At 37.0% G+C, this 13,700-nt stretch carries 11 protein-coding genes; 7 read left to right on the top strand and 4 right to left on the bottom strand.

Going from position 1 to position 13,700, the window contains the following annotated elements; all coding sequences use genetic code 11:
- Positions 1-40: 40 nt before the first annotated feature.
- Entirely contained in the window at positions 41-757 is a 717-nt protein-coding gene (locus H9N25_RS07240) for a DUF92 domain-containing protein (RefSeq protein WP_190328428.1), read from the top strand.
- A 118-nt stretch (positions 758-875) separates the two neighbouring features.
- A complete protein-coding gene (locus H9N25_RS07245; RefSeq protein WP_190328429.1) occupies positions 876-1,262 on the top strand; it encodes a hypothetical protein in 387 nt (128 codons plus the stop codon).
- A 206-nt stretch (positions 1,263-1,468) separates the two neighbouring features.
- On the opposite strand, the gene H9N25_RS25415 is transcribed toward H9N25_RS07245, so the two are convergent.
- The 3 genes from H9N25_RS25415 to H9N25_RS07255 all read right to left on the bottom strand — a co-directional run bounded on the left by H9N25_RS25415 (position 1,469) and on the right by H9N25_RS07255 (position 3,063).
- Positions 1,469-1,558: a SnoaL-like domain-containing protein gene (locus H9N25_RS25415; RefSeq protein WP_407947446.1), complete on the bottom strand. Its 90-nt coding sequence runs from the start codon at positions 1,556-1,558 to the stop codon at positions 1,469-1,471.
- Positions 1,559-1,567: 9 nt separating this feature from the next.
- The gene (locus tag H9N25_RS07250) at positions 1,568-2,257 is read right to left on the bottom strand and encodes a phosphonatase-like hydrolase (RefSeq protein WP_208398885.1); all 690 of its coding nucleotides are present in this window, start codon (positions 2,255-2,257) and stop codon (positions 1,568-1,570) included.
- A gap of 347 nt (positions 2,258-2,604) precedes the next feature.
- Positions 2,605-3,063 carry a MaoC family dehydratase gene (locus H9N25_RS07255; protein ID WP_167294051.1) on the bottom strand — a complete coding sequence of 153 codons (459 nt, stop codon included), beginning with the start codon at positions 3,061-3,063 and terminating at the stop codon, positions 2,605-2,607.
- 566 nt (positions 3,064-3,629) lie between these two features.
- Here H9N25_RS07255 and H9N25_RS07260 point away from each other — a divergent pair.
- The 5 genes from H9N25_RS07260 to H9N25_RS07280 all read left to right on the top strand — a co-directional run bounded on the left by H9N25_RS07260 (position 3,630) and on the right by H9N25_RS07280 (position 12,110).
- Entirely contained in the window at positions 3,630-6,020 is a 2,391-nt protein-coding gene (locus H9N25_RS07260) for a TonB-dependent receptor (RefSeq protein WP_223833652.1), read from the top strand.
- Between the two features lie 474 nt (positions 6,021-6,494).
- The gene (locus H9N25_RS07265; protein WP_190328431.1) at positions 6,495-6,935 is read left to right on the top strand and encodes a PaaI family thioesterase; all 441 of its coding nucleotides are present in this window, start codon (positions 6,495-6,497) and stop codon (positions 6,933-6,935) included.
- 163 nt (positions 6,936-7,098) lie between these two features.
- The gene (locus H9N25_RS07270; RefSeq protein ID WP_190328432.1) at positions 7,099-7,287 is read left to right on the top strand and encodes a hypothetical protein; all 189 of its coding nucleotides are present in this window, start codon (positions 7,099-7,101) and stop codon (positions 7,285-7,287) included.
- 177 nt (positions 7,288-7,464) lie between these two features.
- The gene (locus tag H9N25_RS07275) at positions 7,465-10,635 is read left to right on the top strand and encodes a SusC/RagA family TonB-linked outer membrane protein (protein ID WP_190328433.1); all 3,171 of its coding nucleotides are present in this window, start codon (positions 7,465-7,467) and stop codon (positions 10,633-10,635) included.
- Between the two features lie 17 nt (positions 10,636-10,652).
- Positions 10,653-12,110, top strand: a complete 1,458-nt coding sequence (locus H9N25_RS07280) for a RagB/SusD family nutrient uptake outer membrane protein (RefSeq protein WP_190328434.1) — start codon at positions 10,653-10,655, stop codon at positions 12,108-12,110.
- A 259-nt stretch (positions 12,111-12,369) separates the two neighbouring features.
- On the opposite strand, the gene H9N25_RS07285 is transcribed toward H9N25_RS07280, so the two are convergent.
- Positions 12,370-13,641, bottom strand: coding sequence for a nucleoside recognition domain-containing protein (locus H9N25_RS07285; RefSeq protein ID WP_190328435.1), 1,272 nt, complete (start codon positions 13,639-13,641; stop codon positions 12,370-12,372).
- Positions 13,642-13,700 lie beyond the last annotated feature (59 nt).

Here is a 13,700-nt window from a genome sequence, read left to right on the forward strand (position 1 = left end):
ATCTGTTTTTTCATCAATATAATTCAAATATATTTGTGATATGTTCAATAGCGGCATCTTTTTGCCTGTCATCATCATTACTGGCATTGCTTATAGTATCCTGGCCAAAAAACTAACGGTTCTGGCTGCTCTTACGGGTGGCATATTAGCCTGTCTTATTTATATCGCTGCTGGTTATGCAGGTGTTGCAATGATGAGCATGTTTTTTATTCTGGGTTCTGCAGCTACCTCTTGGAAAAAGCATAAAAAACAGGCCTTTACCACAAGAGAGGAAACTAACAATGGCCGCAATGTGTTGCAAGTACTGGCTAATGCCGGTGCCGCTGGTATTGCGAGTGTAGTGATCCTATTTTATCCCCAGTTTGCCTATGTAATGTTTCCCGCAATGGCGGCAGCTTTTGCTTCAGCTACTGCAGATACCCTGTCATCCGAGCTTGGGATGGTTTATGGGAGGCGGTTTTTTAATATTATTTCTTTCAGGCCCGACTATTGTGGACTAGATGGGGTAATCAGTTTGGAAGGAACGTTGATCGGTATTGGGGGTAGCTGTATCATCGCGGTTATTTATGCACTGGGATATGGTTGGGATTTTAACTTTTACTTTATCGTTATTGCAGGGACGGTAGGAAACCTGACCGATTCTATACTGGGAGCCATACTCGAGCGCAAAGGGATAATTGGCAATGATATGGTCAATTTTTTAAACACGCTGACAGCAGTGCTGGTGGTGTTAATATTAGAAGGAATATTAGGTTAAAGGTATCTCAGTAACTTCCTTTAAGAGCCCGTCATTTTTGTATGATCAAAATTTATTTTTGGTTAATTGTAATAAGCTTTTTGCGATATTTATGCTATTGTTTATGCCTTATAAGATCATGAAAAAAATCATTTTTGTTTTACTGCTGGCAACTTGTGGGTTTTCAAGTTACGGGCAAACCTATCAAAATATTACCAGCAAGAATAAAACTTATCTGGAAACGTTGAGAGGAGTAAGTTATACTTATAAACAGGGCGTTATTACGCTGAAGAATAATGGTAACTATGCTTTGGGCACTGTGAGTATTGTGGCTTCGTCGAAAGTAGACAGTAGCCTATTTGGAATTGCTTTATTTGAGGATGGGCTTGAAAAAGGGGAGACTGCCAAAGCTGAAGTTTATTTTACTACAGGCCTGGGTAAAAATGTACATGAAGTACCTTTAAAGCAGGTTGACCAAAAGAACCTGGTGCTGTCTTTTGATAAGGCAACCAGGGCTGTAAAATAATCGTTTACTGATTGGCTATGAAAATATAAGCCTTACCATCCGTATTTATAATTATTCGGGGGGGTGCATTAGATAACACATGATGAATATTTAACACTGAATTAATAATCGGCCATTAGTTTTGCAGCATAAATATTTGGTTAGTATTTATAAGTTTAGGTTAGTTGATTATAAAAGCCCAGGTGGATATCTGGGCTTTTAATGTTTTAACCCAAGCGATAGAAGAACTCGTTAGCTATGATTTTCCCGTCTTTAACTTGATAAACGCAGATCTCACTCATGGCCATTCTTGCCATTGTAGTTATTTAGTTCTGCTTGGTTACCATAGCCAAGACTTCCATTAAATTGTCTATTACTGCATCAGGTTTAGCTTCTTCTAATTGTTTCTTTGTATGCGCGCCTGTGGTAATACCAATGCTTAGGCTGCAACCTGCATTTTTACCTTCTTCGATATCGATACTTGAATCACCAACTTTAACCACCGATTTACCGTCGGTAATGCCATGATGGCTCATTGCCAACAAAATCATATCAGGTTCTGGTCTGTTTTGGCCAACTTCTGATGCGGTAACAAGTGTATCGAAATCGGTACCGGCCTTCCAGCCAAGTTTGTTCAAGATAGACTCGGCAGTTCCCCTATCATAACCGGTGTTAAGTACTGAAATTATTCCTTCTTTTCGAAGTTTTTCAAAAAGCTCAATTGAACCAGGTTGAGGTAATATTTCTTCATTTTCATAGGCAAGCTTCAGTTTGCCAATAAATTCTTCGTATATATCGAATACCATTGCTTCATCAAAAGAGCCCTCGTAGGTCTTAAGTACCGATCTGATGGCTTCTTTCTTTTCCTTTCCGGCTGCAACAGCAAGAATCTGATCAAGCGTATAAGAAAAACCAGCGGTGTTTATAGCATTCATTAGCGTTTTGTAAACGAGGTTGTTTTCGTTCACTGTAGTGCCGGCCATGTCGAATACTACCATTTTAATTTCAGGGTACATTGCTTTCTTTTAAATTAGATAATTTGTTTTTTTTGAACTGTGTCGTCAAATATACAGGCAGTATTTTTTATAAACAAATGTTTAGCAATAGTTAACATTTAAATTAACATTTGTTTACTTAAGCTAAACATTTAAAATCTGGTCTTGCTTAATTTTTATTATTTAGAAAGGATTTCTTGAATGAAATAAGTGGCTGATTATTAATGTTTTTTTATACTTTATATGAAGTTATTTGCAATAATATATAAGTTAGAAAGCTAAATCAGATTCAATAAAATCGATTTGACAGATCTTAAGTCTACTAGGATGAAAACCAACAGGCAATTACCTTGCGAAATTGGAAGATATTAGATAAAATGATACAAGAATACAACATCACCAACATATGCTGGCTTAGGTTGATCTTTAATCACAAGTGTGGCTTGAATGGTGACTTTAGTTATTCCCCTTAAATTGCTGATGCAATTTAATTTTGCTTTTAACTGCACTTCGCTGTCCACTAAAATTGGCTGACCAAATTTAAAGCGTTCAATGCCATAATTAATTTCCATTTTAATATTACGTACGTCGGCAATCTGCTTCCATAAATAAGGAATTAAGGATAGGGTTAGGTAGCCATGTGCAATTGTTGCCTTAAACGGCCCTTCATTTTTAGCTTTTTCAGCATCGGTGTGTATCCATTGATGATCCAAGGTTGCATCGGCAAATTTATTGATCTGCTCTTGGTTTATAGTATGCCATTGCGAAACACCTAGTTCTTTACCAAGGTGCGATTCATATTCTTCAAAATTGTTGATCACCAACATATATTCTATTTAAAGGATTAGTACTGTTTTAACAACTCCTTTAGGTACAACAATCCTTCAGGTATTATAGTTTCATTAATGCTTCTGTACCCAATGATAATCATAATAACTTTGTGTTTAACCGTATACAGATTAATTATTTTAAAAAAAACTTCGTCCGATTTTACTTTAATTTTTTAGACCATTTATAATCAGCTAGATAAGAAACATCGCTGTTTATTCTAAATTGATTAAATTTTTAAAAGAAGAAGCAACTGGAAATGAAGGATGCTAACCTGAAAACATAGGATAGGAGATATAAATTGGATGATAGAATACCTTCAAGCTATTATTTGGGTTCGAAAAAAAATGCCTTTCACCTATCACTAAGTGTTTTTCTATTTTATTTAAATGATTTGATTTTAAGTGTGTTAAATATTATCTAAACATTTAATTTGATATATTTAAATTTAAATTTAGATTTGTCTAAAATTAAATTTAGATAAATCATTTTTATATTCATGAAATTCCTGCTGCTATATTGTTTCTGTTTTTGCATATCGTTAAATACCATCGCCCAAAAGGTTATGATTAAGGGATTGGTAACTTCTCAAAATCAACCTGTAGAAAATATTACCATTAAAATTTTAGGAACTAACAGATCAACAAAATCCAGCAGTTCAGGTATGTATCAATTAAGTGGAGTCCCTTCTGGAAATTGCGATCTCGTTTTTTCAGGTGTCGGTTATCAGTCAAAACGAATTAGGGTAATACTAAAGGGAGATACTGCCCTGGTTAATGCCGATTTATTAGGTTTAGCTTCAGACTTAAATGATGTGGTGATTACTGGCGTAAACCGGGCAACACAATTACGTAAAAGCCCTGTGCCTATTGCCGTACTTTCTAAAAAAACAATGGACCAAAACGTAAATACCAATTTAATAGAGGCTATTGTTAAAGGAGTACCAGGAATTACAGCCGTTACTACCGGCCCGAATGTTTCTAAACCTTTTATAAGGGGCTTAGGTTATAACCGAGTATTAACTTTATATGATGGTTTAAGGCAAGAGGGGCAACAATGGGGCGATGAACATGGAATTGAGGTGGATGAATATGCTATTACCAGGGCCGAAGTTGTAAAAGGCCCAGCCAGTTTAACCTATGGTTCAGATGCATTAGCCGGGGTAATTAATATGATTCCTTATACACCGGATTTTGAAGATGGAAAGTTTAAAGGCGATTTTACTGCTAATTACCAAAGTAATAATGGGATGATCGGTTCGTCGCTAGGATTGGCCTACATTAAAAATGATTGGAAATACACATTTAGGGCAACCGGGAAAACAGCACATAATTACCAAAACAAAATTGATGGACTGGTTTACGGAACAGCTTTTAGAGAATACAATGTATCTGCCAGCGCCAGGGTAGATAAAGCCTGGGGCTTTTCTAAAACTGCCATTACCTATTACGATAATTTAATGGAAATTCCCGATGGTAGCAGAGATTCTTTGTCAAGGCGATTTACCAGACAGGTGCTGGATGACGGAGACGATATTAAGAACAGGCCAATTGTACCTGAAAGTGATTTGAATACCTACTCCATTAACCCCTTACATCAACACATTCAACATTATAGGTTTTACAATACCAGTCAGTTTAAATTTGGAACAAGTGATTTAAATTTATTAATTGGTGGACAACAAAGTGTAAGGAGAGAATATAATCACCCAACATTGCCAAGTCAGGCAGGGCTTTATGTCGTGTTGAACACTTTTAATTATGATCTTAAATACAACCTGCCCGATTTTGCCGGTATAGAAAGTACCATCGGACTTAATGGTATGTATCAGGGAAACAGGAGCAAAGCTGCTACCGATTTTCCCATTCCCGATTATGATCTCTTTGATGTTGGAGCTTTTTACTTCGCGAAGAAATCGATGGGTAAAGTAGATGTTTCCGGAGGCATTAGGATCGACAGAAGAAATATACACTGGAGTGATTTTTATGTAGGTACCGATGCACAAACAGGTTTCGGTAAACAAGTGAGTCCAGCCGATGCCACTGGAAAACTGCAGTTCCCATCTTTTGATAAAAACTACTATGGCTTGTCAGGAAGTTTGGGCTTAACCTACAATATTTCTGAAAAGTTATTAATTAAGGCCAATGTTGCGAGAGGATATAGAGCCCCAAATATTACAGAAATCGGTTCTAACGGATTAGATCCTGGTGCACATATTGTATACTTGGGTAACAGAGCCTTTAAGCCTGAATTCAACCTTCAGGAAGATATTGGTATTATTGCCTATTTGAAAGATGCTGATATTAGTATGGAACTGTTTAATAACAACATTCAGAACTATATTTACCAATCACGTTTAACCGATGCCAACGGAAATCCGGTTGTTATTGTTCCTGGTAACTTAACCTATCAGTATCAGCAATCAAAAGCCAGATTGTATGGCGCTGAAATTTCGGTGAATCTACATCCTGCAGCTATGAAATGGTTAAGTTTCAACAATAGTCTGGCTTATGTGGTTGGGATAAACCAGAATCAGGAGTTATTGAATAAACATGGCCGAGAGGCTAAATATCTACCTTTCATTCCTCCACTACAGGTGAGAACAGAGGTTAAGGCAACTGCACAAAAACCATTCGGCATTTTTGATAAGCCGTACATTAAAATAGATGCTGCTTTTTTTGCTGATCAGGATAAATTTTACGCGCTGGATAATACCGAAACTTTTACACCGGGTTATACCTTAATTAATGGAGGGGTAGGATCGGCACTGAAAACTAAAAAAGGGAAAACTTTGTGTGATATTTTTCTCCAGGCCGATAATATCTTCAATATTGCCTATCAATCAAATTTAAACAGGTTAAAGTATTTCGAATACTATAGCGGCATACCTAATGGCCGATCAGGCATTTACAACATGGGCAGGAATTTAAGTTTTAAAGTTATAATCCCGATTTAAGAGCAGAAAATTATTGGTTGTTATAGCCTTTCTTTTTTCATCATTTCGAGGAGGAATGACAAAGCAATCTTTTAATTGAATTCAGGTTATTGGGAAATGAGCGGTTTGTGGTTCTTGGCAATTACAGCCCCGCTATCGCTTATAGTCCTCGCTGCGCTCCGGGCTATTCCGCTTGATCGGGTTTAGAAACAAGAGTTTGTGCACCCCGCAAACCCCACAATGAAATATTGCCTAAGCCAATTAGCCGCGGTTGCAGCGTTACCCTGCAGCAACGAGGTACGAGGAAGCGAAGCGTATAAGCGGAAAACGGGACGAAACTTTATGCTTAGTACAAGCCTTGCGCTCCAAATGTGAAAAATATTTTAGTGTTAACCCAAATAATAATCATTTCAGCTTATTAACCTTCCATTCTATAGACTGTTCCTCATTTTTCCTACTTTTACTTCCATCATCATACATTAAACATTTACATTAATGGAACCCTCTTTAAGCGAACAGCGTTTAACTTTTTTAAGGCAATCAATGGGCAAGGTAATTACCGCTTCGCCTTCTAATTTTATGAATTGGCTGGCCCCGGTTTTAATCAAAGCAGATTACGGTATATTGGTTTGCCAGTATACTATCCGTAAAGAAATGACCAACCCTTATCAGATTTTACATGGCGGCGTAACGGCTGGTATTATTGATGATTTAATTGGTGCAACTGTTTTTACGATGGGATTAAACGAACGGTACACCACTGTAAATAATTATATCGATTATTTTGCCCCAGCAAGCGAAGGCGACGAAGTTATTGCAGAAACAGCAATTGTAAAAAGAGGACGCACGATATTAAATCTGCAATGTGAGATATTTTTACCTTCAAAAAATCGTTTAATAGCTAAAGGCTACTCAAACATGTTAAACATAGGTTAAGCCTTTTCTGCTAGCTTAAGAATTAATTGTTAATTCCTTTAAATTAACGAAACATTCTCATTTATAATTTGTTGTAAATTAACCTAAAATATAATGAGCCATGTTAGAAAATTATTCCACCCTGCAATTCATCGTGAGAGGCAAAATTTTTAAGGGATTTTGCATGCGTATTCAAGATGATTTTCACGAAACTTACGCCGTTGTTTTAGATGGTTATCACTCTTTCTGTATCTGGTTAGATAACAAAACAGAAAAATGGTGCGCTTCCAAGAACGTAGCAATTGATCCTGATGCTATTGATGAAATCATTAACAGGATATCTATACCCAAGCGTCTTACTAATATTAAGTAATAAAAATGTTGCAGCATAAATTCTGTCACTAAGTTGCAGGATTTTGCTGTTTTATGCGGTATTTTCTCTTTTTTTATTTAACAACACCTCTAAAACGAAGTTCATAATGGGTTTTGGTGCGTTAAATTGTGTATTTTAACAACAACTTAACAAATCGGTTAACCTAAAACTTTCATTATGAACAAAAAATTACTAATACTATTAGGGATTTTAACTTGTTACGTGGTTTCGTATGCCCAAACGACAGTAAAAGGCAAAGTAACCGACGGAAACAACGTTGGTATTCCGGGCGTAAGTGTACTGATTAAGGGCAGTACAACTGGAGCCTCAACAGGTGGGGATGGCACTTACAGTATTGTCATTCCATCAAATAATGCTACGCTGATATTTAAATCAATAGGCTTTGTTACAAGAGAAGTGCTTGTTGGTGGACGTACGCAGGTGGATATTATTTTATCCAATGATGAAAATAAGCTTGATGAGGTAATGGTCGTAGCTTATGGTACTGCCAAACGTGGTAGCTATACAGGTTCTGCAGCTGTAATTGATCAAGATAAAATAAAAGATGCCCCCTCTACTTCTTTTCAAAATGCTTTAACTGGCAGGGCAGCTGGCGTGCAGGTTACCGCATCTTCTGGACAGGCTGGATCAACACCTAGCATACGTATAAGGGGCATTGGCTCTATAAATGCATCTAACGATCCATTATATGTTGTAGATGGTGTTCCGGTTGTTTCAGGAAATATTGGACAGGGGAGTGATTATACCCAGGCGACCAATAATATTATGAATACGATTAATCCGGCTGATATTGAGAGTATTACCATATTGAAAGATGCCGCTGCATCCTCCTTATATGGTTCGCGGGCGGCTAATGGGGTCGTGTTAATCAATACAAAACATGGAAAATTGGGTAAACCTAAAATTGAGTTCAGAACATCTTTGGGTTTAACACCAGCCTGGGCAACCGATAATTATGAAACAGCTGGCGTACAAGAACAGGTAAATATGTTATATCGTATTTTTCACGATGTACGTACTTCAGCAGGACAGAGTGAGGCTGCGGGAAATACCTATGCTTTATCTCAACTAAATAACAAGTTTAACAGACATGGTTATCGCTTTACTACTGATGGAACGGGTTTAAATGCTAATGTAAATATTCTGGGCATGACAGACGGGATAGAAAATCGAGAAGGGAAGTATTTTGATTGGGATGATGCGCTATTTAGAACGGCAAAATACCAAACTAATGATCTGGCAGTAAGTGGTGGCGATGAAAAAACAAAGTATTATTCTTCCTTTTCGTACACTAGAGACCAAAGCCGGATTAAAGTAAACGATTTTGATCGCTATTCTGGAAGGATTAACTTAAGTCAGAAAGTAGGCAGATATGTAGAAATTGGTTCTAATGTAAGTATTACCAGATCTGCACAGAGCGGTTATAATGATACCAGAAATACAGGTGCTAACAGCTACTTCCAAACGAGAAACTTGCTGTGGCCACTTTACTGGCCAACTGATTATAAAACGGGTCTGCCATTTACTGCCAGATATGGAAGTTTAGCACAGAATAATATCTATTATGATAATCAGTGGGATAATAAATCAGTTACAAAAAGATTTGTAGCCAATCCTTATGTTCAGCTGAATATATTACCAGAGTTAATTTTGAAGTCTGTATTTTCTTATGATAATTCTCAGGTTGGTGATCATATTTATTATAGTGCGCTTCATTTTAATGGCCTAACCAATAATGGAAGTGTAAATGAAATTACAACCAACTACAATAAAATGGTTTCTTCTAGCACAGTGAACTACAGTAAACAATTTGGATTACATTCTATCAGTTTATTGGCTGGTTTTGAAGCTGAAAAAAATGTGATCGATTTTCAAAGGGCTACTGGTGTTGATTTGGGTAGTAGTGAGTTACAAAGTGTTTCAACTGCCGGTACTACCTCATCTTCAGCGTATAATTGGGGTAATTCCATTGTTTCCGGCCTTTCGCGTTTGGAATATAATTTTAATCAAAAATACTTTATTACTACCTCTTTGCGAAGAGATGGATCATCAAGATTGGGTGATATTAATAGATGGGGCACATTTTGGTCGGTTGGTGCCTCATGGAAAATAAATAGTGAAGATTTTTTAAAAGAGGTATCATTTCTTGATAACTTAAGATTAAGGGGATCATACGGTACCAACGGTACTTTGCCTTCAAACAACTACGACTGGCGTGAGCTGACATCATTTTCTAATAAATACTTAGGCCAGCCTGCTGCATTGTATGCTTCGCTTTCTAATCCTTTGTTAACCTGGGAAAATAGTTATTCCACAAACGTAGCATTAGAGTTTGGTCTATTTAAAAGAATTACGGGTACAGTTGAGTTTTTTAACAGAGATACCAAAAATCTGTTATTGGGTGTTCCTGTATCAATGACCACAGGTTTTAGTTCAACGCTGAGAAATATCGGAGAAATTAATAACAGGGGTATTGAATTCGATCTGAACGCTAATTTGATTAATAAGAATGGATTTAAATGGGATTTAGGCCTTAATGGATCCTTTACAAGATCAAAAGTAACCAAATTGTATAAGCCCGAAGGAACAGCACGTGGAAATGATATTATATGGAACGACCCTACAGGTGGAGATGCACGGGCACAGTTTCTTTATAGTGAAGGTTTATCAATGCTTAGTTTTTATGGTTTTGAGTGGGCTGGTGTAAATCCCGCAAATGGTAAAAATGTTTGGTACTTAAATGGTAATACCCCTGCTACGGGCAGTTTTGATTTTAATGGCAGACCAGCGACTTATAATTATAATGATGCGAATAGGGTAGTGATTGGTGACGGTAATCCTGATGTTTTTGGTGGAATTAATACTGATGTAGAATATAAAGGATTTAGTTTAGGCTTAAATTTTATCTATAAATTGGGTGGACAAATTTATGATGGAGCTTATAAAGATGTTGCAGATGACGGTTACTATTGGGAGAGGATTAGGGCACAAAGCTATTATGATAATATGTGGACCCCTCAAAATACTTCAGGTACACAACCAAAACTTGATGGTAATGATCTTACTGATGCCATGCAATACAGTTCGCGTCAGTTACATAGCGCCAGTTTTTTACGCTTGAAAAACGTCTTATTTGCTTATCGCTTTCCAGAAAAGATAACATCTAAACTTGGCGCTTCAAATATCAGAGCATATTTTAATGGCTCAAACCTGCTTACATTTTCCAAATACAAAGAAGCAGATCCTGAGGTAGGAAATTACGGTACCAGAGGTTGGGAAACCCCATTCGGAAAGACCTACACTTTTGGTTTAGAAGTTAGTTTTTAATATAGGAGATTCAAAATATGAAAAGAATAAATATACTACTGATCAGTATCTTCATGTTAAGCATATTATCATGTAAAAAGTTTTTAGATATGACGCCGAGTAATTCGGCAGATTCGAATAAGGCCATTAAAACACCAAGAGACGCACAGATAGTAATTAATGGTATAATGAATCAGATGACAGATGCCTCTTATTATGGAAGAAATTTTTTCCTGTACGGCGATGTTAAAGGTGGGGATATGACTGTTTATTCCCAAGGTCGTGGTTTAGATGCTTTATATAATTATAATCAAAACGCCAATACTAATAGTTTTTCTGGCTATTGGTCGCAAATTTACTTTTGCGTATTACAAACCAATTACCTATTGGAAGAAATAGCGAAGCAAGAGGCTTTAGGAACAACTGGTTTCGGTTCGTACAAAGGGCAGGCTTTAACCGCTAGGGCATTAATGTATTTTGATTTGGTTAGGTTGTATGGAAAAGCTTATACGGATAACAAACAAGCTTTTGGAGTCCCTTTAATATTAACCAGACAGGGCTACGAGGCACAACCTTTGCGTTCAACAGTCGAACAGGTATACAGTCAGATTATTAAGGATTTAAATGATGCTGCACCGTTGTTGCCAAAAACAAAAACTAATGGTTACATTAACTATTATGCTAATAAAGCGATCCAAGCTAGAGTATACTTGTATATGAACGATATGCCGAATTCACTTTTAGCAGCAGAAGAAGTTATCGGAGCCTCTGCTTTATATACTTTGTATACTAATGCGAATTGGGTCGATTCATGGAAAAGTCAGTATGGATCGGAATCTATCTTTGAATTGGGTGTTAATCCACTGGAGAATGATCTTGGAGCAGCTTCATTAGGTGTTTACCAACGAAACAAAGGTGTGGGTACTACAGCAGCGTTAGGTTTTTTCTATTCCAGCACCGACTTTTTAACGCGTCTAAATCAAGGATCTAGTGATATACGTCGCGGAATAATGGGCAGGGATGAAAGTTCGGCTATAAGATTAGGTGCCTTGTATAAATACAGTGGTAGCACAACCCTTGCCGGCGATAAAAGCACAGCGAATAATACAGCGGTTAACATTAAACTAATCCGTTTATCTGAAGTTTATTTAATTGCAGCAGAGGCCGCCCTTTCTTCAAACACAACAAAGGCAGCTAATTATTTAAATGCAATACGTCAAAGAAATCCTTCTTCAGTACTGGCTACACCAGCTACAGTTACTCTTGATATGATTTTAGATGAAAAAAGCAAAGAGTTATATGGTGAAGGCCATCGTTTCTTTGATTTGATACGGACCAATAAATCAATTACGTACAATGATGAATTTGGTGGGTTAACGATTAGTACCCGCCCAAAAACAATTGACAGAACCTTTAATAAAACACTTCTTCCGATTCCACAAACAGAAATAAATGCGAATCCAGGAATAAAGGCGCAACAGAACCCTGGTTATTAATTATTAGGTTATTTAATGAGAAACCCTGTTAGATTAATTTCTGACAGGTTTTTTTATCTGCTCAACTCTTTCTTTTTGTCATGCTGGATGCAATGAAGAATCTTTAAAAGGAGAGGAGTGAGTGATTTGGAACCGAATCAGAATTCAATAAGCTGATACCCAATTGCTATCAAATAGATTGCTTCCTGGTATTCTCCTCTCGACAATGAAAGAAGCTTAATGCACTTATGATCAATAAATCAATGACTAATGAACCACTTTACGCAAAAAACATATAACTAAGCGCTATGGCTGTACAAACTCCAACTAAATCAGCCAATAACATCGAACCGATGGCATAACGTGTATTTTTTATTCCAACAGAACCAAAGTAAACCGCTACTACATAAAAAGTGGTATCGGAAGCACCCTGAAAAACACCCGATAATTTACTGGCAAATGAATCTGGTCCGCTGGAAATCATAGTGCTTACCATCATTCCGCGTGCAGCACCACCGCTTAAAGGCCTGATTAAAGCTGTGGGTAATGCATCAACAAATTTGGTGTCGGCTCCAAAAAAAACAAACACGTTTTTAATCCCGCTCATTATAACATCAAAAGTTCCGCTGGTTCTCAGCATGCTTACGGCAACTAAAATCCCAACCAGATAAGGAATAATTTTCAGCGCAGTTTCAAATCCACCTTTGGCTCCGTCAATAAACGCATCAAAAACATCTATTTTTTTATATAGTGCACCCAATACAATCAATAAAAAGATCAGCAAAATTATCCCGCCGCTTAATAATCCAGAAAACGATTTTATACTGTCTGCATTTAATTTGCTTACATACCAAACCAATAAACCCACTACAGCCGAAATACTGAGTACCCAGGTAATAATAACAGGTTGAAGTAAGTTTATCTTTTGTTTAAAGGATACAATAAACATGGCGGCCATGGTACCCACAAAGGTTACAATTAAACAAGGAATGAAAATATCGGTGGGGTCTTGCGCATTTTGAGTTGACCTGATGGCGATTACACTAACGGGAATTAAACATAAACCTGCGGCATGCAAACATAAAAACATAATCTGCGAATTGCTGGCAACATCCTTATTTGGATTTAGTTCTTGCAGGCTTTCCATTGCTTTTATACCAAAAGGAGTGGCTGCATTATCTAAACCTAATAAATTGGCAGAAAAATTCATAATCATGTGGCCCATAGATGGGTGTCCTTTAGGGATTTCCGGGAAAAGTTTCGAAAAAAAAGGGCCAATAATTCTGGACAATAAACGGATACCGCCCGCTTTTTCGGCGATGCTCATTAAGCCCATAAATAAAGCCAGTGTCCCGATTAATTTAATACATAGGTCAACCGCAATCCAGCAGGTTTCGATAATGCCATCTAATTTTAAAGGGTTCAATGGATCGGATGATTTCCCGATTACCATCCAGTTAAAAATATCACTATGTCCGAAAAAGAAACATTTAATACTGGCTACTACAATAGCTACGATAATAAATGCTGACCATATTCTGCTTAATGCCATTAGGGTTGTTTAGTTTTATTTTGAATGGGTTAAAATACCTTTTTTAGTCGAAAGTTCAT

The sequence above is a fragment of the Pedobacter riviphilus genome, from assembly GCF_014692875.1.
Classification (GTDB): Bacteria; Bacteroidota; Bacteroidia; order Sphingobacteriales; family Sphingobacteriaceae; genus Pedobacter; species Pedobacter riviphilus.